The sequence below is a fragment of the Streptomyces sp. NPDC086077 genome (assembly GCF_040686175.1).
GTDB lineage: Bacteria > Actinomycetota > Actinomycetes > Streptomycetales > Streptomycetaceae > Streptomyces.
This window is the reverse complement of sequence record NZ_JBFBJT010000007.1, coordinates 1-24092: the sequence shown is the minus strand read 5'-3', so window position 1 is coordinate 24092 and position 24092 is coordinate 1. Positions and strand designations below refer to the sequence as shown.

Here is a 24092-nt window from a genome sequence, read left to right as displayed (position 1 = left end):
CGGTCGTACGTGTGTCTGGGCGCCCATGCTGCCGCACCCCCGGTCGATGCGGTGACCGGGGGTGCGCAGCGGATGCGGGGAGAGGCTCAGGCCGTGACCGTCCTGCCGGGGAGGGCGAGGTCCAGGTCGATCGGGTCGGCGTCGCCGCAGTGGGTCGCGGCGGAGGCGAGAGGGCCGTGTCCGGCCGCCTGGGCGGCGAGGACGTACGAGCCCCCGGCCGGGACCGTCAGCGCGTAGCTGCCGTCCTCGGCGGACAGGGTCGCGCCCGCGTGCCGGCCCCGCCGGTCGATCAGCGTGACCTTGGCGCGGGCGACCGGTGTGCCGTCGGCGGCAAGGACCCGGCCGCGGAAGCCGCCGAGCGCCGCGACCGCGCGCTCCAGGTTGGCGTCCTCCTCACTGCTCGCCCGCAGCCGCGGCAGGTCCGAGGGACGGCGCCGGGGCAGGCAGAAGGCCAGGACCAGGCCGATGCCGACGGCGCCGGTCGCGATCAGGAAGGAGACCCGGAAGCCCTGCATGGTGGGGATCTCCACGCCGCCGGCGGAGTTCGCGGTGTTGGCCAGCACCATGCCGATGACGGCGCTGGAGACGGACGTACCGATGGACCGCATCAGGGTGTTGAGGCCGTTCGCCGCGCCCGTCTCCGATGCCGGGACCGCGCCGACGATCAGTGCGGGGAGCGAGGAGTAGGCGAGGCCGATGCCCGCGCCGAGGATCACCGAGGTGATGACGGTCTGCCAGGCGGCGTTCATCAGGCCGAGGCCGCCCGCGTAGCCGAGGCCGATGACCAGGAGGCCGATGATCAGCGTGGTGCGCGGGCCGTAGCGGGCGGACAGGCGGGCGTAGACCGGGGCGGTGAACATCATCGTCAGGCCCAGCGGGGCCACGCACAGACCCGCGACGACCATCGACTGGCCGAGGCCGTAGCCGGTGGCGGCGGGGAGCTGGAGGAGCTGGGGCAGGACGAGGGAGACGACGAAGAACGAGACCCCGACCATGATCGACGCGAGGTTGGTGAGCAGCACCTCGCGGCGTGCGGTGGTGCGCAGGTCCACCAGCGGCGAGGAGATGCGCAGCTCCAGCAGGCCCCACAGGAGCAGGACGACGGCGGCGGCGCCGAACAGGCCGAGCGTGGTGGCCGACGACCAGCCCCAGTCGCTGCCTTTGGTGATCGGGAGCAGGAACAGCACGAGCCCGAGGGACAGCCCGAGCGCGCCCAGCACGTCGAAGCCGCCCCGCGCGCGGACCGGGGACTCCGGTACGGCGACGAAGGTGAGGGCGATGGCGACGACGCCGAGGCCCGCGGCGCCGTAGAAGAGGACGTGCCAGTCGGTGTTCTGGGCGACCAGGGCGGCGGCGGGCAGGGCCAGGCCGCCGCCGACGCCTATCGAGGAACTCATCAGCGCCATGGCCGAGCCGAGCCGCTCGCGCGGCAGCATGTCGCGCATCAGCCCGATGCCGAGCGGGATCGCGCCCATCGCGAAGCCCTGGAGGGTACGGCCGACGATCATCGGGAGCAGGGTGCTGCTGAGCGCGCTGAGCAGGGCGCCGAACACCATCACGGTGAGGCTCAGCACGAGCAGGCGCCGCTTGCCGTACAGGTCGCCGAGGCGGCCCATGATCGGGGTGGCCACGGCGCCCGAGAGAAGAGTGGACGTCAGGACCCAGGTGGCGTTGCTGGGCGAGGTGTCCAGCAGTTGCGGCAGGTCCTTGATGACCGGGACGAGCAGGGTCTGCATCACCGCGACCACGATGCCCGCGAAGGCGAGCACGGGGACGACGGCTCCGCCCGCTCTGGCGGTGGGCCGGCCGGTCGTCGTGAGCGTCATGGGGTGGGGCCTCCGGGCCGGAAGAAGATCGTGGGTACGTTCATGATGAACCCCGTGCCCTCGGGCAACTATTCCGGTGCTTCGGGACACTAACGAATCCTTGACCGACTCATGGGGAACTGATCTTTCGTCAGTCCGCCCGGAGGCCGTCACGTCATGCGAAGGGCCCGTCCGCGCCGAAGGCGAACGCGGCGAAACGCTCGCCGATACGGCGGTGGGTGGCGGCGTCGGGGTGCAGGTCGTCGGGGAGGGGGAGCTCGCCGTGGTCGGCCTCGCCGTAGAGCTCACGGCCGTCGAGGTGGTGGAGGTGGGGGTCGTCGGCCGCGCGCTGCCGGACGATGCGTGACAGTTCGGTACGGATGACGTTCAGGGTGAGCTTGCCGGCAGCCGTCTCCGACGGGTCGCCCGCCGCCCGGAACCGGAGCCGGCCCGCGCCCAGCTCGCTGAAGTCGAAAAGGCAGGGGCCGGGGGTGTCCTCGTGCATCGGGCACAGGATCGGGGAGACGACCAGGAGCGGCGTGGTGGGGTGCCCCTCGCGGATCGTGTCCAGGAAGCCGTGCACGGCGGGCGTGAAGGCGCGCAGCCGCATCACGTCCAGGTTGACCAGATTGATCCCGATCTTGACGCTGATCAGGTCGGCGGGGGTGTCCCGCAGGGCGCGCGCGGTGAACGGGTCCAGCACGGCGTTGCCGCTCAGGCCGAGGTTGATCAGCTCTGCGCCGCCGAGGGAGGCGGCGAGCGCGGGCCAGGTGGTGGTGGGGCTCGCGGCGTCGGAGCCGTGGCTGATCGAGCTGCCGTGGTGCAGCCAGACCGGGCGGCCGGACTCGGGGGCGGGCTCGACGGGGGCGTCGGTGCGCAGGGCGACGAGTTCGGTGATCTCGTTGTGCGGCAGCCAGATCTCGACGGTCTTGTCGTGGCCGGGCAGACCGCCGAAGCGGACGGTGCCGGGCTCCCCGGAGCGCAGTGCGGTGGCGCCCGTCGTCATGTCCGTCGTGACGATGTTGCCGCCGGGCGCGGTGGCCTGGCCGGTCAGCCGGCCGTCGACCAGGAGGTCGTACACGCCGTCCGGGCGCGGCGGGGCGCCGGTGTAGGCCCGCTTGGTGGGGAGCGTGTCCAGCTCGATCGCGGTGGCGCGGGTGCGCAGGGCCAGGCGTACGCCAGAGGGCTGGGACTCGGCCATCTCCAGCTGGGCGTCGGTGTTCTGGGCGCGGGCGGCGGCGGGCAGCCGGTGCGGGAGCAGGCCGTGCGGGGTGTGCTCGACGTCGAGGGCGCCGCGGAGGTGGGCGGGGGTGAGGGGAGTGGTGATCCAGGAGTGCATGGCCTCTGCCTGTGTCGTCTCTCGGGGGCTTGCGGGGGTCGCGGTCGCGGGGTCAGGTCGCGGGCCAGTTGCGCAGCAGGGAGTCCAGGGCGTCGAGGATGCGGTTCCAGGACTCCTCGGAGTCGGGGGCGCTGTGGCTGAAGCCGCCGGCCAGCTCCAGGCTGACGTAACCGTGGAAGACGCTGCCGAGCATGCGGACCGCGTGGGTCTGGTCGGGTTCCGTGAGGTCGTAGCCGCGCAGGATGGCGCGCGTCATGGTGGCGTGCCGGACGCCCGCGCTCGCGGCGGCCGTCTCGGGGTCGAGCCTGAGCTGGGCGGCGGCGTAGCGGCCGGGGTGCTCACGGGCGTAGTCGCGGTAGACGCCCGCGAAGGCGGTGAGGGCGTCCTTGCCGGCCCGCCCGGCCAGGGCGTCGGCGGCGCGGTCGGCCATCTCCTCCAGTGCGAGCAGGGCGATTCTGGTCCTCAGATCCTCGGAGTTGCGCACATGCGAGTACAGGCTCGCGACCTTGACGTCGAAGCGGCGGGCGAGCGCGGACACGGTCACCTCGTCGAAGCCGACCTCGTCGGCCAGCTCGGCGCCGGCCTGCGTGAGGCGTGCGGTGGTCAGTCCCGCGCGTGCCATGGGCTTCCTTCCTGTTTACCGAAAGTCATTCTGCGCATACCTAAATGGTTTAGGCAAACACTGTTGGCGTCTAGGTCACGAGGCCCATGTCAGAGAGTCGGTCCCCTACGCCGCAGGGCGGATAAACCCTGGGTCGAATTTCCGATGCGTCGCCGGTGCGACGGTTGAGAGCATGGCCCCCATGCTCCGAGCCGCAGCGGACCCCCGCATATCCCGTCCCACCGGCGTCCCGGCCTGGCTGGTGGTCGCGCTCGCCTGTTCCGGGCAGTTCCTCGTCGTCCTCGACGTGTCCGTCGTGAACGTGGCGCTGCCCTCGATGCGCGCCGATCTGGGGCTGAGCGGCTCCGGGCTCCAGTGGGTGGTGAACGCGTACGCGATCGCCTTCGCCGGGTTCATGCTGCTCGGTGGGCGGGCCGGGGACCTGTACGGGCGCAAGCGGATGTTCCTCGTCGGGCTCGCGCTGTTCACCCTGGCCTCGCTGGGCGGCGGGCTGGCCCGGGAAGGGTGGGAGCTGCTGGCCGCGCGGGCGGTGCAGGGGCTGGGCGCGGCCGTGCTGGCGCCCTCGACGCTGACCATCCTCACGTCCGCCGTGCCGGAGGGCGCGGCCCGGGCCCGGGCGATCGCGACCTGGACGGCGGTCGGCGCGGGCGGTGGCGCCGCGGGCGGGCTGGTCGGCGGGCTGCTGGTCGACGGGCTGTCGTGGCGGTGGGTGCTCCTGATCAACGTGCCGGTCGGGGCGGTCGTCCTGCTCGGCGCGCTGTGGGGGCTGCCGGAGAGCCGGGCCGGTCAACGGCGGCGGCTGGACCTGCCGGGCGCGGTACTGGTGACCGCGGGACTGGGGACGCTGGCGTTCGGCATCTCGCAGACCGAGGCCGAGGGGTGGACGGCGGCGGCGACGCTGGTGCCGCTGCTCGCCGGGCTGGCGCTGATCGGGCTGTTCCTGCTCGTCGAGGCGCGTACGGCGGCTCCGCTGATGCCGCTGGGCCTGTTCCGGCTGCGGTCCGTGGCATCGGCCAACGTGGCGATGCTGCTGAGCGGCTCGGCCATGTTCTGCATGTGGTTCTTCATGACGCTGTACGCGCAGAACGTGCTCGGCTACACGCCGCTGGAGGCCGGACTCGCCCTGGTGCCCAGCTCGCTGGCCGTGGTGGTCGGCTCCAAGCTCGCGCCCCGGCTGATGCGGGGCGCGGGGGCGCGGAACGTGGCCGTGCTCGGGTCCGTGGTGGCCGCGGCGGGCTTCGGCTGGCAGTCGACGATCACCGCGGAGGGCGGGTATCTCACGGCGATCATGTTCCCGGGGATCCTGATGATGCTGGGCGCCGGACTGGCGGCGACACCGCTGGCCGCACTGGCCACGTCGGGGGCGGACCCGGGGGAGGCGGGAGTGGTCTCCGGCCTGGTCAACACCTCCCGCACGATGGGCGGTTCGCTGGGGCTGGCGGTGATGTCGACGCTGGCGGCGGCCCGCACCGAGGGGAGCTCCCCCCTGGGGCCGGACACCGCGGGACCCGCGGCACTGGTGGAGGGCTACGCGCTGGCCTTCCGGGCGAGCGCGGGGGTGCTGGTGGTGGGGGCGGTACTGATGGCGGTCTGGCTGCCGCGGAAGGTGGGGGTGCGGTGAGGGCGTGCGGCCGCGGTGGAAGGGCTCGGGTGCGGTGAGGGCCGGACACCCGGGGGCGTGGGTGTCGTAGCAGGCGGCGTCGGTGCCGCCACGGGCCCTCAGGTGACGGGCGGGCTCGGTTCCGTCGGGGTGTTCGCGCCGGCCAGGGTCGGGTCGATCACCGTCTCGCCGGTGAGGGCGCGGCGGATCGCCGTGACCAGGTCCTCCAGGGGGCCGTCCTTGACCAGGAGGCCGGCGGCTCCCGATGCCAGGGTGCGTTCCAGCAGGCCGGGGCGGGCGTAGGTGGTGAGGAGGAGTACGCGGCAGTCCGGCACCTGCCGGCGCAGGGCGGTGGCGGCGTCCGGGCCGCTGATGCCGGGCAGTTCCACGTCGAGCAGGGCGACATCGGGGCGGTGCACCAGGGCCGCGTCCATCAGGGCGGCCCCGGTCGGCACCTGGGCGACCACCTGGATGTCGTTCACCAGGCCGAGGAGCGCGGCGAGACCCCCGCCGCTCATCGCCTCGTCCCCGGCGAGCAGCACCCTGACGGACTTGGCGGGCCGGTGGTCACGGGGCATCTCGTTCACGGACTCAGCGTAGGCGCAAGGGTGTGGCCGCCGCCTGCGCGAAGACATGAACAAAGCTCACCTGACATGCCGTCAGGAGCCTTCCCAACTCCGACGGGCTCGGCTATACAGAGGTTCGCCGTACTGGAACGCGTTCTAGAACGGGCGGGTTTCACGGCCTCGTGACGACCTCGGTGCGGCCGACGGTGCGGACGGTCGCACCGAGGTTCCCAGCCCCGCGAGCATTCAGGAGCCCCATGCCCATCGACGCAGCCAAGGCGCTCGCCGCCGAGCCCCGGACCGGCGAGATCGCTTGGACCGCCAAGGACGTCCTGCTCTACCACCTCGGCATCGGCGCCGGCCTCCCCGCCACCGACCCCGACGAACTGCGCTACACCCTGGAATCCCGCCTGCACGTCCTGCCGAGCTTCGCCACCGTCGCCGGCTCGGGCGCGCCCGGCGTGATCAGCGGGCTGTCCATGCCCGGTGTGGAGGTCGACCTGGCCCGCGTCCTGCACGGCGGCCAGACGCTCCGGGTGCATCGGCCGATCCCGGCGACGGGCACCGCGACCGCCACCTCGCGCATCGCCGGCGTGTACGACAAGGGCAAGGCCGCCGTCCTCGTCCTGCGCACCGAGGTCGCCGACGCCGAGGGCCCGCTGTGGACCAACGACGCCCAGATCTTTCTGCGGGGGGAAGGCGGATTCGGCGGCGACCGCGGGCCCTCCGTGCGCCTCGGCCCACCCGCGGGACCGCCCGAGCGGACCGTGGAGCGGACCGTCCGCGAGGACCAGGCCCTGCTCTACCGCCTCTCCGGGGACTGGAACCCGCTGCACGCCGACCCGGAGTTCGCCAAGGTCGCCGGTTTCGAGCGGCCCATCCTGCACGGCCTGTGCACCTACGGCATGGCGCTCAAGGCGGTCGTGGACACGCTGCTGGGCGGAGACGTGACCAGGGTGCGCTCGTACGCCACACGGTTCGCGGGCGTGGTCTATCCGGGCGAGACCCTGCGCATCCGCATGTGGCGGCGGGAGGGCGACGTACGGGTCGCCGTGAGCTCGGTCGAACGGGACGACGCGCCGGTCCTGGCCGACACCGTCGTCCAGCACACGTGAAAGCCTCTCGAGGGGAGCCGCACCATGCGCGCAGCCGTACTGCACGAGATCGGCCAGGAGAAGCTGGAGATACTCGACGACGTCGAGGCGGTGGGCTTTGGACCGGGCAAGGTGAGGATCCGGGTGCGCGCCACGGGGCTGTGCCACTCGGACCTGTCCGCGATGAACGGGGTGCTGCCGCAGCCGGCACCGTTCGTACCGGGACACGAGGGCGCGGGCGAGATCACCGAGGTCGGTGAAGGGGTCACCGGCCTGAGGCCCGGCGACCGGGTCGTCGTCTGCTGGCTGCCCGCCTGCGGCGCCTGCCCCGCCTGCACACGCGGCCAGACCCATCTGTGCCTGGCCGGCTTCATGAACGCGGGCACCCCCAACTACCGGCGCCCCGGGGGAGACCTCTTCGGCTTCGCCGGGACCGGCACCTTCGCCGAGGAGGTCGTCGTCGACGCCCGCTGCGCGGTGCCCATCCCGGACGACGTGCCCTACGACATCGCCGCCCTCATCGGCTGCGGGGTCACCACCGGGCTCGGCGCCGCCCTCAACACGGCCGACGTGGAGGCGGGCGCGTCCGTCGCCGTCATCGGCTGCGGGGGCGTGGGCATCTCCGCGATCCAGGGCGCGCGGCTGAAGGGCGCCACCGAGATCGTCGCCGTCGACCCGGTCGCCGGCCGCCGGGAGGCCGCGCTGCGGTTCGGGGCCACCCGCGCCGTGGCGCCGGACGAGCTGGCCGACGCCAAGCAGCAGGTCACGGCCGGCGAGGGCTTCGACTACGTCTTCGAGGTGGTCGGCAGGTCGGCCACCGCCCGCACGGCGTACGAGACCACCCGGCGCGGCGGCACGCTGGTCGTGGTCGGCGCGGGCGCCATGGACGACTTCCTCCAGCTCAACATGTTCGAGCTGTTCTTCGACGAGAAGCGGATCCTCCCGTCGATGTACGGGGGCGGCGACGTGCTGCGTTCGTACGAGCGGACGATCGCCCTCTGGCGCGCGGGCCGGATCGACCTCGCCGGCCTGATCACCCACCGGGTGCAGCTCGCCGAGATCAACGAGGCCCTGGACCAGATGCGCACGGGCACCTCCCTGCGCACCTGCATCGAGATCTGACCGCCCGAGCCGCAGGACACGTACGTCGGCGAAGGGGCTCGCATGTCACCGAAGGGGTCCTATGTCACTGCCACTTGAGGGGCTGTCCGCGATCGTGACCGGCGCCGGGCGCGGACTCGGCCGGGCCGAGGCGCTGGAGCTGGCCCGGCTCGGCGCGGCCGTCGTGGTCAACGACCACGGGCAGCCCGGCCGGGACGGAACGGGACGGGCCTCGGCAGGCCCCGCCGAGGAGACGGTCGCCGAGATCCGCGCGGCGGGCGGCACGGCGGTCACCCACACCGGGGACGTGGCCGACCACCAACAAGCCGCCACGCTCGTCCAATTGGCCGTCGAGGAGTTCGGCAAGCTCGACATCCTGGTCAACAACGCGGGCATCCTGCGCGACCGCATGGTCTTCTCCATGGCGGAGGACGAGTGGGACTCGGTGATACGGGTCCACCTGAAGGGTCACTTCAACACCACCCGCTTCGCCGCCGCGCACTGGCGGGAGCGGGCCAAGACGGCGGGCGGGACCGTGTACGGGCGGATCGTGAACACCTCCTCGGAGGCCTTCCTCGCGGGCTCGGCCGGACAGCCCAACTACGCGGCGGCAAAGGGCGGCATCGTGGGGTTGACCACGTCCACCGCGCACGCCCTCGCGAAGTACGGCGTCACGGTCAACGCCATCTGCCCGCGCGCCCGGACCCGCATGACCGAGGACGTGTTCACCGACGTACCCGCCCCCGGCCTCGACCCGCTCGCCCCCGAGCATGTCGCGCCGCTCGTCGGCTATCTGGCGGCACCGGCCGCCGGGCGGATCAACGGACAGCTGCTCGTCGTGCACGGCGGCATGGTGGCCGTCGTCGAACGGCCGCGGGTGCGGGCGAAGTTCGACAGCAAGCAGGACGCGTTCACGTACGACGAACTGGACACGCTGCTGACCGCGCACTTCGCCGAGCGGGAACGGGGGGAGACCTTCGCCGCGGTGGAGGTGCTGGGGCTCCGGCGCGGGTAGCCGAGCCGAGGAAAGGTACGACAGCAGACGGCGAGGCCCCGCTCACCCGACGGTGAGCGGGGCCTCGCATCCAGCTGATTGACGTTCCGTCAGGCCGCCGACTCGGTCTGCTGCTCCACCGGCTTGCGGTGCCGGCCGCGAGGAGCCGACTCGGTGTCGTGCGTCGAGACCGGACCCCGGTGCCGGCCTTGGCCGGTGGAGTCCTGGGCGTCGGGCAGCGGCTGGGACGTGCTGGCGTCTCTCATCGGAAGAATTCACCCCGTCAACATGATCTTTTGCTCACAGCCGGGCGAGTTTAACCAGGGCACCTCGGGACCGATCCAGGCGCACACGCCAACCGGCACTACTTCGTTACCTACTTGCCATACGACCGCCCAACGGCGCCTGCTGCAAAGGCACCGGACGTGGCGCGGCAGGCTCCGGAGGACCCGGTTCCGACGGCTCCGCGACGGACCGAGCCGCTGAAGCCGCGCCGTCCGGAACCGAATCCTCCGGGCTTGTGACCCCCGTGTACCCCGTGTCCCCCGCCTGTGCGCCGCCGTCGCCCGCGGGCGGGCCCTCCCGGGGCACCGCCCACTCGGCCACCCCGCACGCCGCGCCCTCGCCCGCGTACGGCAGCCGCAGCACGCCGTCCCTGGTCCACAGGCCGGCGCCGGCCAACCACCCCTGCGGCGCCGGAAGATGGCGTACCTGACGTTCGGCCGGCCGCCACACGCCCACCCAGCTGCCGTCCGGGCCGTCGATGCGCAGCGCCACACCGCAGCTCTCCGGCGTCAGCACCTGCCCCGGCTGGATCGCGAACGGCGTCACCGCGCACTCCGCGGCCGACCGCAGACAGTCCGGGAACCGCACCGGCAGCGTGCTGCCCAGCACTCCCCAGCCCAGCCGGCCGCCCTCGCCGGGGCAGGGCGCGTCGGAACGGATGAGGAGCAGTCCGCTGTCGGGGTCGGCGAGCAGCAGCCGGTCGTCGCTGTCGGCGGCGATCTGGAGCAGCGGCGACACCTCGCCGCCGCGCCCGAGGTCCACCACGACCGTCTTGGTCCGGCCGCCGGACTCCCGGTCCAGGGCCAGCATCCGCCCGGCTCCGTCCAGCCACACCCCGCCCGAGCAGCGCCCGGGGACCCGGGCTACGTGCTCCGGCCCGAACGCGCCGCCCGCGACCAGCCACACGGTGCTGGAGTGCGGGCCGACGGCGAGGGCGTAGGCCGTGTCGCCGCCCGGCGCGGGCGGCAGCAGCCGCAGCCGGGTGTCGGGGCCGGGGCACTCGACGGCGCCGAGCGGGAGCTCGCCGGTGCCGGGGCCGGTCGGGTAGAGCAGCGAGAAGGCGTGCCGGCCGGCGGCGAGGCGGCGGATGAGCACCCGGCCGTCGCTCATCGGCTGCACCTCGGTGCCGGGCTCCTCCGGCTGGTTGCCGGGCAGCGGCACGGCATAGGGTTCGGGACCGTCCAGCGTCCAGCGCTCCGGGAACCAGGAGTCGCCGCTCGCGGCGAGGCGTGCGGCATACGTGCCGTCCACCGTGATCACGCAGCCCGGGGGCGGGGAGGGAGTGTCCTCGCTCCCCGCCGTGGCCTCGACAACACAGGCAGTCATCGTTCGGTCACCTCCAGCGACGAAGCTAGTTTCGTACGCACAGGCGGGGAACCGGCCGACGGCCGCTTCACACGTAAGGGTGGCCATCTGGCGGTTCGACTGAGGAAACGGGGACGGGTGTGCTGAGCGGGGCGGGGGCGGCGCCACAGGTTCAACGGCGCAGAACGGCCAGGTAGCCTGTGTTCCGTGCCCCGTCTGTCTGAAGTCATCGCCGCGCTGGAGAACCTGTGGCCCGCAGAGCGGGCCGAGTCCTGGGACGCGGTCGGTACGGTCGTGGGCGATCCCGGCCAGGACGTCACCCGGGTGCTGTTCGCCGTGGACCCGGTGCGGGAGACGGTCGACGAGGCGGTGAAGCTGGGCGCCGACCTGCTGGTCACCCACCACCCGCTCTACCTGCGCGGTACGACGACGGTGGCGGCGAGCCACTTCAAGGGCCGCGTCGTGCACACCCTCATCAAGAACGACATCGCGCTGCACGTCGCCCACACCAACGCCGACAGCGCCGACCCCGGAGTCAGCGACGCGCTGGCCGGCGCGCTGGACCTGCGGGTCGTGCGGCCCCTGGTGCCCGACGCCAGCGACCCCGAGGGGCGCCGTGGTCTCGGCCGGGTCTGTGAACTGGACCACCCGCTGACCCTCCGCGCGTTCGCGGCCCTCGCCGCCGAGCGGCTGCCCGCCACCGCGCAGGGCGTCCGCGTGGCCGGCGACCCCGAGGCCCTGATCCGCACGGTCGCCGTCAGCGGCGGCTCCGGCGACAGCCTCTTCGACGCCGTACGGGCCGCCGGGGCCGACGCCTTCCTCACCGCGGACCTGCGCCACCACCCGGCCTCCGAGTTCCTCGCGGACAGCGCCCACAGTCCCCTCGCGCTGCTCGACGCGGCGCACTGGGCCACCGAGTGGCCCTGGTGCGAGCTGGCGGCCGCCCAGCTCGACGAGATCTCCGACCGCCATGGCTGGGACCTGCGGGTCCACGTCTCGAAGACGGTCACCGACCCCTGGACCGCCCACGCGGCGTCCAACCCGACGCAAACTCCTGGAGCCCCCAACTGAACGCCGCGCCCGCCGACCAGATCCGACTCCTCGACGTCCAGGACCTCGACGTCCGCCTCCAGCAGCTCGCGCACCGCCGGAAGTCGCTGCCCGAGCACGCCGAGATCGACTCGCTGTCCAAGGACCTCGTCCAGCTGCGCGACCTGCTCGTGGCCGCGCAGACCGAGGAGAGCGACTGCGGCCGCGAGCAGACCAAGGCCGAGCAGGACGTCGACCAGGTGCGCCAGCGCGCCGTCCGCGACCAGCAGCGCCTCGACTCCGGCTCGGTGACCTCCCCGAAGGACCTGGAGAACCTCCAGCGCGAGATCGCCTCCCTCGCCAAGCGGCAGGGCGACCTGGAGGACGTCGTGCTGGAGGTGATGGAGCGCCGGGAGTCCGCGCAGGAGCGGGTCGCCGAACTGACCGAGCGGGTCGGCTCCGTCCAGGCGAAGATCGACGACGCGACCGCGCGCCGGGACGCCGCGTTCGAGGAGATCGACGGCGAGGTGGCGTCGGCGACGAAGGAGCGCGAGGTCGTCTCCGGCTCGGTCCCGGCGGACCTGCTCGGGCTCTACGACAAGCTGCGCGCGCAGCAGGGCGGCATCGGCGCGGCCAAGCTCTACCAGCGGACCTGCCAGGGCTGCCGCCAGGAGCTGGCCATCACCGAGATCAGCGAGATCCGCAAGGCGGCGCCGGACACGGTGGTGCGGTGCGAGAACTGCCGTCGCATCCTGGTGCGCACGTCCGAGTCGGGGCTGTAAGGGGCCGTCGCGTTGCGGGAGTTCATCGTCGAGGCGGACGGCGGTTCCCGGGGCAACCCGGGGCCCGCGGGCTACGGCGCCGTGGTGATCGACGCGACGACGGGCGAGACGCTGGCGGAGACGGCGGAGTACCTGGACGTCGTCACGAACAACGTCGCCGAGTACCGGGGACTCCTGGCCGGCCTGCGCGCGGCCCACGCCCTCGACCCCACCGCGACCGTACACGTCCGGATGGACTCCAAGCTGGTCGTGGAACAGATGTCCGGCCGCTGGAAGATCAAGCACCCCGACATGAAGCCGCTGGCCATGGAGGCGGGACGGATCTTCCCGCCCGGCCGGGTGACGTACGAGTGGATCCCGCGCGAGCGGAACAAGCAGGCGGACCGCCTGGCCAACGAGGCGATGGACGCGGGCGCGCGTGGGGAGGCCTGGACGCCTTCCCCGGCGGCAGTGGCCGTCCCCGAGCCCGAGGGGCCGCCCGGGGACGCGGCGGCGGGCGCGGCGAGGGCACGGGCGGCCCTGGCGAGCCGTGGCGCCTCGCCGGCGGCGGGGTCCGTTGCTTCTTCCGTTTCCTCCTCTGTCCCGGCCGGTGTCGATGTGAACGCCGCGCGCAACGTGGCCACGCCCCAGGCCGGTTGGGGTGCTCCCGACATGGGTGCGCCCGCGACCTTCGTGTTGCTGCGGCACGGCGAGACACCCCTCACGCCGGAGAAGCGCTTCTCGGGCAGCGGCGGCAGCGACCCCTCGCTCTCCGGCATCGGCCGGGAGCAGGCCGAGCGGGTGGCCCTCGCGCTGGCGCGGCGCGGGACGATCCAGGCCGTCGTGGCGTCACCGCTCGCGCGGACCCGTGAGACCGCCGGTATCGTCGCCGCCCGCCTCGGCCTGGAGGTCGGCATCGACGACGGGCTGCGCGAGACCGACTTCGGCGCCTGGGAGGGCCTCACCTTCGCCGAGGTGCACCAGCGTCACCCCGACGACCTGAGCGCCTGGCTGGCCTCGCCGGACGCCGAACCCACCGGCGGCGGCGAGAGCTTCGCGGCGACCGCCACCCGGATCGCCGCGACCCGCGACAAGCTGATCGCGGCCCACGCCGGCCGCACGGTCCTGCTCGTCACGCACGTCACCCCGGTCAAGACCCTCGTACGCCTCGCGCTGGGCGCCCCGCCCGAGTCCCTGTTCCGCATGGAACTCTCGGCGGCGTCCCTGTCGGTCGTGGCGTACTACGCCGACGGCAACGCCAGCGTCCGTCTCCTCAACGACACGTCTCACCTGCGCTGAGCGCGGCGGCCTCCCGGGCCAGCTCCTCGATCCGGGCCCAGTCCCGCGCCGCCACCGCGTCCGCCGGGACCATCCAACTCCCGCCCACACAGCCGACGTTGGGCAGCGCCAGATACTCCGGCGCCGACGCGAGCCCGATCCCGCCCGTCGGGCAGAACCGCGCCTGCGGCAACGGCCCGGCGAGCGACCTCAGATACGCCGTACCCCCCGCGGCGGCCGCGGGGAAGAACTTCATCTCCCGTATCCCGCGCTCCAGCAACGCCACCACCTCGGACGTCGTCGACACCCCCGGCAGACACGGCACCCCGGACCGCCGCATCGCCTCCAGCAGTACGTCCGTCCAGCCCGGGCTCACCAGAAAACGCGCCCCGGCGGCCACGGCGTCCTCGACCTGACCCGGCGTGATCACCGTCCCGGCCCCGACCACCGCGTCCGGCACCGCCCCGCTGATCGCCCGGATCGCATCGAGCGCGTCCGGCGTCCGCAGGGTCACCTCGATCGCCGGCAGCCCCCCGGCGACGAGCGCCCGCGCGAGCGGTACGGCGTCGGCGGCGTCCGGCAGGACGACCACGGGGACGACGGGAGCGAGATCGAGCACGGAGTCGGTCATGGGCCACATCGTGCCCGGGTGGTGCAGCATGCGCAAAGCGCGTTGCGTATGTTGCAACGTGATCGGTACGCGGAGGCCTCAGTGGATCTCGTCGACCAGCACGTCCAGCGACCACGGCCGCCCGGCCCCCGCGGGCGCCTCGGCCTCCACCACGTACCCGAGGTCGCGCAGCACCTCCACCAGCTCCGCCGGCCCCTTCGGCGCCGTCCCCGCCGTGAGCAGGCTGCGCACGATCCGGCCCTTGGTCGCCTTGTTGAAGTGGCTGACCACCTTGCGCGTCGGCGCGTGCAGCACCCGTACCGTCGCCGTCCGCCCCGCGACCTCGCCCTTCGGCTTCCACGCCGCCGCGTACGCCGACGACCGCAGGTCCAGCACCAGCCCGCTCCCCGCCGCCTCGGGCAACGCGGCGGCCATCGCCGTACGCCAATGCGTGCCCAGCGCGCCCAGTCCGGGCAGCCTCACGCCCATCGAGCACCGGTACGAGGGGATCCGGTCCGTCACCCGGACCGCGCCCCACAACCCCGAGAACACCAGCAGGGACCGTGCGGCACGCCGCTTGGCGGCCGGGTCCAGCGAGGCCAGGCCCAAAGCGTCGTACAGCACACCCGTGTAGATCTCCCCGGCGGGCCGTGCCCCGTCGGTGCGCAGTCCGGTGTTCCTGGCGACCTCGCCGCGCAGTCCCTCGCTCAGCCCCAGCACCTCGCGCGCCTTGTCCTCGTCGCCGGCGCACAGCTCGACCAGTTCGTCGAGGACGGCCTCCCGGGCGGCGTTCAGCTCGGGCAGCGCCAGCGACTCCAGCTTGAGCGGTGCGCCCCGGCCGGAGGACGCCTTCCCCTCCGAGGGCGGCAGCAGGACCAGCACGGATTCTCCTTCTCTAGACCTCCGCGCCAGGGTACGGCCTGCTGTCCTCACCGCTGAGCGCCCGGGTGACCGCCCCGATCAGGGCGTCGGCCTCGTCCGTGTACACGCGCACCAGGCTCACCTCCCGCCGCCGACCGAGGAACGTCACGTACGTGACGGGCTCGGTGAGCTCCAGCGTGACCGTCGTCTGCCCGCCGATCTCGACGTCGAGCACGCCGTCGGCCTTCTCGTGCGTCAGACGCAGCTCACGCCGGACGGCCGCGATCCGCTCCAGCGGTACCCGCAGGTCGAGGTGGGCGGCCTTGCGGACCCGCAGTGCCCCCGGCTCCAGGACGTGCGGCCGCACGACGGACGCGGCGTGCAGACCGATGACGAAGAGCACGGTGTACACGTCCAGGACCAGCACCACATGGTGCACGGCCGGCCACCGGGACAGCAGCACGGACATCACGACCGTCTCGACCACGCACACGAACGTGAACCCCATCAGCAGCGCGCTCTGCCCGCTCGCGTACCCGAAGGCACGCCCGCCGCCGATGCCCTGCCGCCGCCGGGCCACCCACAACGCCAGGCACACGTAGAGCTGCACCTCATGCCACACGAGCCGGTACGCCGTTCTCGCCGTGGTCCTCATCGTGTCCCCCCGGAGGCGAGCCGCAGCGCCCGGCGGATCGCCTCCGCCTGCGCCGGGGCCAGGTCGGCGTACATGGCGCGCAGGAAGCCGTGCTCCTGGTCGACGGGTTCCGCGGCGGCCAGCTCGGGCGGCATCAGTCCCGCGAGCGCGCGGGCCGCGGCCTCCACCCGCGGATCATCCGTCCCGGCTTCGGCGAGCGCGTCGAGCATGGCGTACGCCTCGTGCGCCCGCGCGACGGCATCCGGCTCGCTCAGCGCACCACCGACGGCGGCCAGCAACCGCTCCCGCTCCTCCGGGCCCGCGGCGGTCTCCAGCAGCGCGAAGATCTCGCGGTCCTTGGCGGCCATCGGGGAGTCGGCGGCGGGCGCCAGGCCCGCGAACAGCTCCGCCAACTCGGGCGAGACCGGCCCTTCGGCGGGCAGCTCCGCCACGTCCAGCAGCGCCCGCAGCCGCCCCCGACGCTCCCGGAGCGCCGCCTCCTGCCGCGCCAGATCCGCGTCCAGCTCCTCCAGCACCTCGGTCAGGTCCCGCCCCGCGTCGTCCGCGAGCACGTCCCGCACCTCGGCCAGCCCCAGCCCCAACTCCGTCAGCCGCCGGATCCGCGCCAGCACGACGGCGTGCCGCAGTGTGTAGTCCCGATACCCGTTGGCCAGCCGCTCGGGCTCGGGCAACAACCCCAGATGGTGGTAATGCCGCACGGTCCGCGTGGTGACGCCGACAGCAGCGGCGAGTTCTCCGATCCGCATGGGTTCAGTAGAGACGTTGACGTTGCGGCAAGGTCAAGCGAACCCGATCGAGGGAACGGTCCGGCATCCCCGGTGCGGTGATCAGCCGCTGCCCCACGCTGGCGGACGACCGAAGGAGGAGGACGTCGTCACCGTGGCAATGGATCCGATCACGCAGGAGATCCTGCTGGACTGGTTCGTGGACCTGGAGACCCCGGAGGGGCTCAGGGCGGAACTGATCGAGGGCGAGCTGGTCGTCACACCTGTGCCCGACGGGCACCATGAGCACTGCATCGGGCTGATCGTGGAGCAGGTGCTCGTGCACTCCCGAACCAGGATGCAGTTTGCCGGGACGAAGGGCTTGGTCCTGAACGGAGACGGGGATCCGAGAAACCGCGTGATCCCTGACGGCACCTTCGCACCCAGAGCAAGCCGCCTCTTCCGCGGTGCCGACCCCTGGATGCCCTGCGACGGCGTCGCCATGGTCCTGGAGGTCACGTCCACCAAGCCCAGGGCCGACCGCGAGACCAAGCGCCGCTGCTACGCCCGCGGCAGCATCCCCCTCCACCTCCTGGTCGACCGCGGCGACTCAGCGATCACCCTGTTCAGTACGCCGGAGCGGGGCGACTACCGCGAGCACCTCACCCGCCCCCTCGGCAAACCGCTCACCCTCCCCGCACCCTTCGCCTTCGAGCTGGAGACCGTGGACTTCCTCTGACCTCTCGCCCGGTACCATGGTCGACACGGCAGACGAGCCGGGCGGGCGGCCGCGTGGAGGTTCTAGTGGATCTCCCCGAGGAACGTCCGGGCTCCACAGGGCAGGGTGGTGGCTAACGGCCACCCGGGGTGACCCGCGGGACAGTGCCACAGAAAGCAGACCGCCGGGGACCTCGGTCCTCGGTAAGGGTGAAACGGTGGTGTAAGAGACCACCAGTGCCCAGGGCGACCTGGGCAGCTAGGTAAACCCCACCCGGAGCAAGGTCAAAAGGGGACACCCCGGTGTCCCTGCGCGGACGTTCGAGGGCTGCCCGCCCGAGTCCGCGGGTAGACCGCACGAGGCCGGCGGCAACGCCGGTCCTAGATGGATGGCCGTCGCCCCGGCCTCCGCGAGGGAACCGGGGAACAGAACCCGGCGTACAGCCCGACTCGTCTGCCGCTGCCTGCGGTTTTGCCTCGGAAAGGGCCTCTGATCTGCGACGGAGGCCCTTTCCGGTCTTTCGGGGGCTTGCCGCGTTACGCGGCGGAAACTCTCTCGGTAGTCCCTCAGACAGGGATGAAAGTCCCTGAAAAGTCCCTGGGATGGAGAGGCAGGGGGATGACCCGCGGGGCTGCTTGCTCGGCCTGTCGCCGTCGACCTCGACACAGGGGACAAGGCGCTGACGATCGGCCGCAGCACGGATTACGCGCTGGTGAAGCGGGGCGATTACCCGGTCATGCTCCTCAAGCTCGGCAACGCGTATGTGTGGTCACAGCGGACCTCCACCGCCTGCTGGGTATCGTCCCGGATGGCGGACGCGGGGAGAGCGAAGTCGCTGCATGGCCCATCGGCCGGACGGCGAGTCGAGCCTGCCGCTCGTCCGTGCCCGGAGTGTTCTCACGCATCGCCGTTCGCAGCCGGGCGAGCATCCTCGTGCTGACCCAACCGGCACGGCGGATCCCCGTCCGGGCATTGGGAGGTGTATGGGAAGAGGCCAGTGCGGACGGCGCAGTTCGCAGGGTGAGGCCGAGGTGGTCGATGGCGGGCGGGGCGCACGAGGAGCTGGCACGGTACGGCCAGCTTGGTGATCTGGGTCTTGAGTTGCTGCGACGCGTCGGGCGTCAGGTGGCACGATCCCAGGGATTCCCACACGACGTCCTCGCGGAACTCCTTCGGATACGGCTTGGGCACTGCAACATCCTTCCAGGCTGCCTCTCAGCAAGCCGGGTCAGGTGTCACCGACCCCTGCAGCAGTCCCCTCGCAGGGCCCACCGGAGACGCGTAACCACACGGCGCAGGCCGGGCGTGCCCCCGTACCGGGAGCGGCACGCCGGCCTCCGCCGCGTTGTTGGAGCCGACGGGGCTCCGACCAGGTTGTGCGGTCCGGTCAGGGTCCGCCTTCGGGCGGCAACGGGGTGCGGCTGTGATGCCAGGGCGGCTGATCTCTTCCGTCGGCCCACCGGTCGAGCCGGTCGGCGTGCACGATCTCGATGCCCGCAGCCTTGGCCAGGCGAGCCGCGGGGGTGGTGACGGTTCCGGTGGTCACCAGCACCGCCACGTCGGCATGGTGGATGTTGAACACGGTTCCGGCAAACCTCTGCAGTGAAGTTTCCCCGTGATCTCGGACACGTGAGCGTTATGCCGCGAGGGCGTGCTGATGCCGCTGTCTGGTCTCGGCCGGGGTGAGGTAGCCGACGGTCTTGCGCAGGCGGCGGCGGTTGTAGAAGGTCTCGATGAAGTTGAAAACCTCGGCGCGGGCGGTGGCCCGGTCGGACCAGGTGCGGGTGCCGATCTCTTCGCGGACCTCCTTGCGCAGCCGCTTGAGCTCCTCGCGCTCGGCGCTGGTCAGCTCGCCGGACCCGCCCCCGCCCCGGTCCGCCTTCGCCCGGCGGTACCAGCCACGCAGGGACTCGTAGCGTTGCCCGCCCGGCTGCTGCGCCGCGAGGTCGTGCGCGCCCCCAGGACCGCATCCTGGTCATCGCGCGGTGGGGCGCGGAGTACGACGCCGATTTGCCCGAACTGCCGGAGCCCGAGGGCGAGTTGCGACCCGCGCGGTGCACCGGTGGCGGTTCGGAATGGTGGATGGCGCCCGACCTGGCCCTATTCACCCCTCCTTTTCCCTTCCTTCATGTCCGTCTTGATCGACTTCACCGTTCCGCCAACAGGAATTCACGGTTCCAGCCCCACTAACTCCTAACTTGACGGGGTCACAGCAAGATCACACTCGGGGATGGCTGGACGGGGGCCGGGATGTTTCGTCGTGCGCGCACGCACGGGAGTTCAGGAAGATCGGTCGGGGCGGTGGCGATCGGTGTGGCGGTCGGAGTGACGGTCGGCCTGCTGCCGCTGGGAGCGCTCCCCGCCGGTGCGGCGAGCCCGACGGCGCGGCAGGCCTCCGCCGGGGCGGGGCAGAGCGCCGGTGCCGCGACGGAGGCGGAGGCGCTCGCCGAGGCCCGGCGCACGGGCCGCGACGTCGAGGTGCTCGCCCTGCGCGGCGAGTCCTCCGAGGTGTACGCCACCCCGGAGGGCACCCTGGAGGCCCGTGAGCACCTGCGGCCGGTGCGCACCCGGATCAACGGCGAGTGGCGGGCGGTCGACACCCGGCTCGCCCCGCTCGGCGCCGGCCCGGACCAGGGCATGGTCGCGCCCGCCGCGGCCACGGTCGGGCTGGCGTTCTCGGGCGGCGGCGACGGGTCGCTGGTGCGCCTGGAGCGGGGCGGCCGGACGCTGGAGCTGACGTGGCCCGGTGACGTACCCGCACCGGTCCTGGACGGTGACACGGCGACCTACCCCGACATCCTCCCCGACGTCGACCTGCGCCTCGCCGCGCGGCCCGAGGGCTTCACCCAGCTTCTGGTCGTCAAGACGGCCGAGGCGGCGCGCAGCGAGGAACTCGACCGGCTTCGGCTGCGGCTCGGGGCGGACGGGCTCCAGACGCGGGAGACCGCGGACGGCGGCCTCGAAGCGGTCGACGAGGGCGCGGGCGGCGTCGTGTTCGAGGCGCCGCGCCCGATGATGTGGGACTCCAGCACCGGCGCCGAACCGGACGCGCCGCAGGACGCCGGTTCCGCGGACCCCGCGTCGGCCGCGGACCCCGCGTCGGCCGCGGACCCTGCGGCGGCCGTGACCGCCGGAACCGCCGAGGCCGCCGACACCGACGCCGGCACCGCGGAGGCGGAGCCCACGGCCGCCGAGTCGGGCCGGCTGGCCCCGGTCGGCGTCGAGGTGTCGTCCGGCGGTGACGAGCTGGTGCTCACCCCGGACCAGGACCTGCTCGCCGGTTCCGAGACCGTGTACCCGGTCTTCATCGACCCCCAGTGGTACTCACCGCGCGGCACCGCCTGGACGATGGCCTCCAAGTACTGGGCCTCCTCGCCGCAGTGGAAGTTCAACGGCGACCCGGACGCGGGCCTCGGCTACTGCGGCTGGAACTACTGCCAGCCTTACGACACGAAGCGGCTCTTCTACCAGATCCCGACGACCAAGTTCGCGGGCCGCAGCATCCTGTCCGCCGAGTTCGTCGTCCGCGAGACGCACGCCGCCTCCTGCCAGGCCCGCGAGGTGCAGCTCTGGCGCACCAAGGGCATCAACTCCGGCACCACCTGGAACAGCCAGAACGCCTCCGGCTTCTGGGTCGACCACCTGCAGACCCGCAGCTTCGCCCACGGCTACGACGGCTGCGCCGCGGCGGACGCCGAGTTCGACGTGAAGGGCGCCGTGGCCCAGGCGGCGGCCGGCAAGTGGTCGTCCCTCACCTTCGGCCTGCGCGCCACCAGCGAGGACGACCGCTACACCTGGAAGCGCTTCTCCGACGACGCCTACCTGCGGGTCCAGTACAATCGCCCGCCGCCGAGGATCAGCACCGCCAAGCTCACGATGGACCCGGGCGGCCCTTGCGCGACCAGCTCCGGCGCGGTGCGGGTGCGCTCCCGGGCGACCGTGCGGGCCAGCGACGTGACCGACCCGGACGGCGACCGTGTCCAGGTGCAGTTCCGTGCGCTGTGGGACAGCGGTGACGGCTTCAAACAGCGCTGGATCTCGGCGAAGAGCACCGCCAAGGCCTCCGGTTCGGACTTCTCCGTCCAGCTGCCCACGTCCGTCCCGCAGAACAAGACGGTCTCCTGGGAGGCGCGGGCCTGGGACGGCGGCCAGTGGTCGCCGTGGAGTGCGGACAAGGCGCACGGCTGCTACTTCGTCTACGACACCTCCGTACCCGCCGGTCCCTCGATCAGCTCGACGCAGTACCCGCGCTCCGACGACGCCGACCCGGAGGACCCCTGGTGGGACGGTGTGGGCCGGTACGGCAGCTTCACCATCGACTCCTCCTCCACGGACGTCACCAAGTACTGGTTCGGCGTCAACGGCTCGCCCACCAGCGCCCGCTCGCTGACCACTTCGGGCGGCGGCGCCAAGACGATGAAGTTCATGCCGACCAAGCCCGGCGTCAACTTCATCACAGCCAAGGCCTTCGACGCCGCGGGCAACGGCTCCGAGACCCGCACCTACTACTTCCGGGTCCGTTCCGGCCAGCCCGACCGGCTGTCCTGGCCGCTCGACGAGAACGCCGGCGCGACCCGCGTCACGGGCTCCGGCGGCGCCTGGCCCGCCGCGCTGTACGGCGGCCTGCGGCCCGGCACCGCGGGCGTGACGGGCAACGGCCTGGAGCTGGACGGCACCGACGACTACGCGGCCAGCGACTCCCCGGTCCTCAACACTGCCAAGAGCTTCTCGGTGTCGCTGTGGGCGAAGCTGCCCGCCGAACCGTCCGGCGCACCGGTCGCCGTCGCCCAGGCGGGCTCCAGCACCAGCGGCTACGAGGTGTACTACTCGGTGGCGCTCGGCGGCTGGCAGTTCCTCAAGCACACCGTGGACGGGGCCGGCACCACCACGCTGCGGGCCGGTCAGCCCGCCTGCGCCGGCGGTGACACCGCCTGCCAGGCCGACCGTGTCAACCGGTGGACCCACCTCGTCGCCGCGTACAACGTCCCCGCCCAGACCATGAAGCTGTACGTGGACGGCGCGCTCGTCGCCACCACCCCGGCCACCACCACCGCGTGGGACGCCCGCGGCCGCACCCTGATCGGCGCCGCCTCGCACTACGGGACCGTGTCCAACTTCTTCAAGGGCTCCGTGGACGAGGTGCAGTTCTTCGACTACCAGGTCAACGACGGGCAGGTCACCCAGCTCTTCGAACGCCGCCCGGTCACCTCGGCGCGGCCCGCCAAGCTGGTGTTCCCGCTGGACGAGACCACCGAGGCCGTCGCGCTGACCGGCCGCGCCCAGGAGGCGCCCGCCGAGCTTAAGGGCGGCACCGTCAGTGGCGCCACCGGGGTCGACGGCAAGGCCCTGGAGTTCGACGGGGTCGACGACTACGCGACCACCGGCCGGCCGATCATGGACACCTACCAGAGCTTCGCGGTCTCCGCCTGGGTGAAGCTGCCCAAGGACAAGGAGGCGCGGGCGATGTCCGCGATCGCCCAGTCGAGCACCGTCAACCCGGGCTTCGAGCTGTACCACTCGACGGCGCTGGGCGGCTGGGTGTTCATGCGGGAGCAGAGCAACGAGACCGAGTCCACGGTGGTCCGCGCCACCCAGACCGCGTGCCCGGCCAACACCTCCTGCGCCGCCGCCCGGCACGGCGAGTGGAACCACGTTGTCGGCGTCTACGACCTCGACGCCGCGCAGATCCGGCTCTACGTCAACGGCACCCTCGCGGCCACCGAGGCCTTCACCACGCCCTGGCTGGCCGTTGGCGAGGTCTCGCTCGGCGGCACCTACCACGGGGGCAAGCTGATCAGCCCCCTCAAGGGCGCCATGGACGACGTACGCCTCTACGACCGGGCCGTCTCCGACGACGAGGTGCGCCAGTTGTTTCGGCAGCACCCGGTGGTCAAGAGCCGCTGGAAGTTCGAGACCGCGTCCACGGCCACGCCGCCGGTCACGCCGGACGCCGGACCCGCCGGCGCGGGCCTGACCCTCAACAAGGGCGCCGCGCTCGGCGAGCCCTGGGTCGACGGCGGCCTCACGCTCGACGGCGTCGACGACTACGCCGCCACCGCGACCGGTGTGGTGCCCGTCGACACCGGCGCCAGCTTCACGGTCAGCGCGTTCGCCCACACGGCGGGCGTACCCACCCGTGAGGCCGCGCTGCTCAGCGCGCCCGGCGCCGTGAAGGACGCCTTCTCCCTGCGGTACGTGCCCTCCGACACCCCGGACAGCGACGGCGGACGTTGGCGCATCGGCACCAGCAGCGCGGACACCGCCACCGCCGAGTCCGCGCAGGTGGAGAACGGGCGGTTCTACGGCCCGGAGGACTGGACGCACCTGGCACTGGTCTACGACGGCTTCGCCCGGGAGCTGAGGCTCTACGTCAACGGCGAGCTGGAGGAGGTCGCCTGCCAGGACGCCGACGAGGACGGCGCTCCCGACGTGGCCGGCTGCGCCAACCGGGTCTCGTACTCCGAGAACGTCGTCACCTTCAAGGCCGTGCAGTCGCTCCAGCTCGGCCGCGACCGGGGCGGCGCCCACTTCCCCGGAGCCGTCTCGGACGTGTGGACCTTCCAGGGCACCCTGGACGACACGCAGATCCAGCACCTGGCGACCGGTCAGCCGGGCACGGCCACGACCGTCCCGGGCAACGGCTGACCGCTCCCTTCCCCCAGGCCCCGCCCCCGCGCAAGGGGGCCCCTGAGCCCGTTCACGGTGTCCAGCTGACCCGGTGCTCGGCCAGATGCGCCAGGACCGCGTGGTTGGCCTCCCACCCGT

The 24092-nt window shown here is 72.6% G+C and carries 19 protein-coding genes, 1 other RNA gene and 4 pseudogenes; 12 read left to right on the top strand and 12 right to left on the bottom strand.

Features of this window, described 5'->3' with window-relative positions; all coding sequences use genetic code 11:
• Positions 1-86 precede the first annotated feature (86 nt).
• The 3 genes from AB0O67_RS03570 to AB0O67_RS03560 all read right to left on the bottom strand — a co-directional run bounded on the left by AB0O67_RS03570 (position 87) and on the right by AB0O67_RS03560 (position 3766).
• Positions 87-1826: an MFS transporter gene (locus AB0O67_RS03570; protein ID WP_365445430.1), complete on the bottom strand. Its 1740-nt coding sequence runs from the start codon at positions 1824-1826 to the stop codon at positions 87-89.
• 154 nt (positions 1827-1980) lie between these two features.
• Complete coding sequence (locus AB0O67_RS03565; protein ID WP_365445427.1) at positions 1981-3144, bottom strand: GDSL-type esterase/lipase family protein; 1164 nt, start codon at positions 3142-3144, stop codon at positions 1981-1983.
• A gap of 52 nt (positions 3145-3196) precedes the next feature.
• Positions 3197-3766: a WHG domain-containing protein gene (locus AB0O67_RS03560; RefSeq protein ID WP_365445424.1), complete on the bottom strand. Its 570-nt coding sequence runs from the start codon at positions 3764-3766 to the stop codon at positions 3197-3199.
• 181 nt (positions 3767-3947) lie between these two features.
• On the opposite strand from AB0O67_RS03560, the gene AB0O67_RS03555 reads away from it, so the two are divergent.
• Positions 3948-5387 carry an MFS transporter gene (locus tag AB0O67_RS03555; RefSeq protein ID WP_365445421.1) on the top strand — a complete coding sequence of 480 codons (1440 nt, stop codon included), beginning with the start codon at positions 3948-3950 and terminating at the stop codon, positions 5385-5387.
• 134 nt (positions 5388-5521) lie between these two features.
• Here AB0O67_RS03555 and AB0O67_RS03550 read toward each other — a convergent pair.
• A pseudogene (locus tag AB0O67_RS03550) lies at positions 5522-5944 on the bottom strand (response regulator); the annotation flags it as partial.
• Positions 5945-6189: 245 nt separating this feature from the next.
• Here AB0O67_RS03550 and AB0O67_RS03545 point away from each other — a divergent pair.
• From AB0O67_RS03545 to AB0O67_RS03535, 3 genes are all read left to right on the top strand, one after another.
• Entirely contained in the window at positions 6190-7047 is an 858-nt protein-coding gene (locus tag AB0O67_RS03545) for a MaoC/PaaZ C-terminal domain-containing protein (RefSeq protein WP_365445418.1), read from the top strand.
• Positions 7048-7071: 24 nt separating this feature from the next.
• A complete protein-coding gene (locus tag AB0O67_RS03540; RefSeq protein WP_365445415.1) occupies positions 7072-8148 on the top strand; it encodes a Zn-dependent alcohol dehydrogenase in 1077 nt (358 codons plus the stop codon).
• Between the two features lie 61 nt (positions 8149-8209).
• Complete coding sequence (locus AB0O67_RS03535; protein WP_365445412.1) at positions 8210-9142, top strand: 3-oxoacyl-ACP reductase; 933 nt, start codon at positions 8210-8212, stop codon at positions 9140-9142.
• Positions 9143-9231: 89 nt separating this feature from the next.
• Here the strand turns inward: AB0O67_RS03535 and AB0O67_RS03530 are convergent, their stop codons facing one another.
• The gene (locus tag AB0O67_RS03530; protein ID WP_365445409.1) at positions 9232-9387 is read right to left on the bottom strand and encodes a hypothetical protein; all 156 of its coding nucleotides are present in this window, start codon (positions 9385-9387) and stop codon (positions 9232-9234) included.
• 106 nt (positions 9388-9493) lie between these two features.
• On the bottom strand, positions 9494-10732 hold the full coding sequence (locus AB0O67_RS03525) for a hypothetical protein (RefSeq protein ID WP_365445406.1): 1239 nt from the start codon (positions 10730-10732) through the stop codon (positions 9494-9496).
• 186 nt (positions 10733-10918) lie between these two features.
• Here AB0O67_RS03525 and AB0O67_RS03520 point away from each other — a divergent pair, with 186 nt between their 5' ends.
• Genes AB0O67_RS03520 through AB0O67_RS03510 form a run of 3 tightly spaced genes read left to right on the top strand, consistent with a single transcriptional unit; the run spans position 10919 to position 13800 of the window.
• The gene (locus tag AB0O67_RS03520; protein ID WP_365445403.1) at positions 10919-11782 is read left to right on the top strand and encodes a Nif3-like dinuclear metal center hexameric protein; all 864 of its coding nucleotides are present in this window, start codon (positions 10919-10921) and stop codon (positions 11780-11782) included.
• Positions 11779-12522, top strand: a complete 744-nt coding sequence (locus AB0O67_RS03515) for a C4-type zinc ribbon domain-containing protein (RefSeq protein ID WP_365445665.1) — start codon at positions 11779-11781, stop codon at positions 12520-12522. The genes AB0O67_RS03520 and AB0O67_RS03515 overlap by 4 nt, the downstream gene beginning before the upstream one ends.
• Positions 12523-12534: 12 nt before the next feature.
• Complete coding sequence (locus AB0O67_RS03510) at positions 12535-13800, top strand: bifunctional RNase H/acid phosphatase (RefSeq protein WP_365445400.1); 1266 nt, start codon at positions 12535-12537, stop codon at positions 13798-13800.
• Here the strand turns inward: AB0O67_RS03510 and eda are convergent.
• The 4 genes from eda to AB0O67_RS03490 form a co-directional block, all read right to left on the bottom strand.
• Positions 13775-14410: a bifunctional 4-hydroxy-2-oxoglutarate aldolase/2-dehydro-3-deoxy-phosphogluconate aldolase gene (gene eda, locus AB0O67_RS03505; RefSeq protein ID WP_365445397.1), complete on the bottom strand. Its 636-nt coding sequence runs from the start codon at positions 14408-14410 to the stop codon at positions 13775-13777. The genes AB0O67_RS03510 and eda overlap by 26 nt on opposite strands.
• Positions 14411-14488: 78 nt before the next feature.
• Positions 14489-15271 carry a peroxide stress protein YaaA gene (yaaA, locus tag AB0O67_RS03500; protein WP_365445394.1) on the bottom strand — a complete coding sequence of 261 codons (783 nt, stop codon included), beginning with the start codon at positions 15269-15271 and terminating at the stop codon, positions 14489-14491.
• A gap of 13 nt (positions 15272-15284) precedes the next feature.
• Positions 15285-15905, bottom strand: coding sequence for a hypothetical protein (locus AB0O67_RS03495; RefSeq protein ID WP_365445391.1), 621 nt, complete (start codon positions 15903-15905; stop codon positions 15285-15287).
• On the bottom strand, positions 15902-16651 hold the full coding sequence (locus AB0O67_RS03490) for a MerR family transcriptional regulator (RefSeq protein WP_365445388.1): 750 nt from the start codon (positions 16649-16651) through the stop codon (positions 15902-15904). The genes AB0O67_RS03495 and AB0O67_RS03490 overlap by 4 nt, the downstream gene beginning before the upstream one ends.
• A gap of 133 nt (positions 16652-16784) precedes the next feature.
• On the opposite strand from AB0O67_RS03490, the gene AB0O67_RS03485 reads away from it, so the two are divergent.
• From AB0O67_RS03485 to AB0O67_RS03475, 3 genes and pseudogenes are all read left to right on the top strand, one after another.
• Positions 16785-17348 carry a Uma2 family endonuclease gene (locus AB0O67_RS03485; protein WP_365445385.1) on the top strand — a complete coding sequence of 188 codons (564 nt, stop codon included), beginning with the start codon at positions 16785-16787 and terminating at the stop codon, positions 17346-17348.
• A gap of 33 nt (positions 17349-17381) precedes the next feature.
• Positions 17382-17783, top strand: an RNA gene (rnpB, locus tag AB0O67_RS03480) — RNase P RNA component class A.
• 175 nt (positions 17784-17958) lie between these two features.
• A pseudogene (locus tag AB0O67_RS03475) lies at positions 17959-18128 on the top strand (integrase); the annotation flags it as partial.
• Between the two features lie 586 nt (positions 18129-18714).
• Here AB0O67_RS03475 and AB0O67_RS03470 read toward each other — a convergent pair.
• Positions 18715-18909, bottom strand: a complete 195-nt coding sequence (locus AB0O67_RS03470) for a restriction endonuclease (RefSeq protein WP_365445382.1) — start codon at positions 18907-18909, stop codon at positions 18715-18717.
• Positions 18910-18963: 54 nt separating this feature from the next.
• Positions 18964-19086, bottom strand: a pseudogene (locus AB0O67_RS03465) (IS3 family transposase); the annotation flags it as partial.
• A 197-nt stretch (positions 19087-19283) separates the two neighbouring features.
• Between AB0O67_RS03465 and AB0O67_RS03460 the strand changes: the two are divergent.
• Together AB0O67_RS03460 and AB0O67_RS03455 are read left to right on the top strand one after the other, a co-directional pair.
• Positions 19284-19468, top strand: a pseudogene (locus tag AB0O67_RS03460) (hypothetical protein); the annotation flags it as partial.
• Positions 19469-19628: 160 nt separating this feature from the next.
• Positions 19629-23972, top strand: coding sequence for a LamG-like jellyroll fold domain-containing protein (locus AB0O67_RS03455; RefSeq protein WP_365445379.1), 4344 nt, complete (start codon positions 19629-19631; stop codon positions 23970-23972).
• The last annotated feature ends 120 nt before the right edge of the window (positions 23973-24092 follow it).

Coding starts and splice junctions, on each gene's coding strand:
- AB0O67_RS03570 (WP_365445430.1), bottom strand. CDS start 1,826: ATGACGCTCACGACGACCGGCCGGCCCACCGCCAGAGCGGGCGGAGCC.
- AB0O67_RS03565 (WP_365445427.1), bottom strand. CDS start 3,144: ATGCACTCCTGGATCACCACTCCCCTCACCCCCGCCCACCTCCGCGGC.
- AB0O67_RS03560 (WP_365445424.1), bottom strand. CDS start 3,766: ATGGCACGCGCGGGACTGACCACCGCACGCCTCACGCAGGCCGGCGCC.
- AB0O67_RS03555 (WP_365445421.1), top strand. CDS start 3,948: ATGCTCCGAGCCGCAGCGGACCCCCGCATATCCCGTCCCACCGGCGTC.
- AB0O67_RS03545 (WP_365445418.1), top strand. CDS start 6,190: ATGCCCATCGACGCAGCCAAGGCGCTCGCCGCCGAGCCCCGGACCGGC.
- AB0O67_RS03540 (WP_365445415.1), top strand. CDS start 7,072: ATGCGCGCAGCCGTACTGCACGAGATCGGCCAGGAGAAGCTGGAGATA.
- AB0O67_RS03535 (WP_365445412.1), top strand. CDS start 8,210: ATGTCACTGCCACTTGAGGGGCTGTCCGCGATCGTGACCGGCGCCGGG.
- AB0O67_RS03530 (WP_365445409.1), bottom strand. CDS start 9,387: ATGAGAGACGCCAGCACGTCCCAGCCGCTGCCCGACGCCCAGGACTCC.
- AB0O67_RS03525 (WP_365445406.1), bottom strand. CDS start 10,732: ATGACTGCCTGTGTTGTCGAGGCCACGGCGGGGAGCGAGGACACTCCC.
- eda (WP_365445397.1), bottom strand. CDS start 14,410: ATGACCGACTCCGTGCTCGATCTCGCTCCCGTCGTCCCCGTGGTCGTC.
- AB0O67_RS03495 (WP_365445391.1), bottom strand. CDS start 15,905: ATGAGGACCACGGCGAGAACGGCGTACCGGCTCGTGTGGCATGAGGTG.
- AB0O67_RS03490 (WP_365445388.1), bottom strand. CDS start 16,651: ATGCGGATCGGAGAACTCGCCGCTGCTGTCGGCGTCACCACGCGGACC.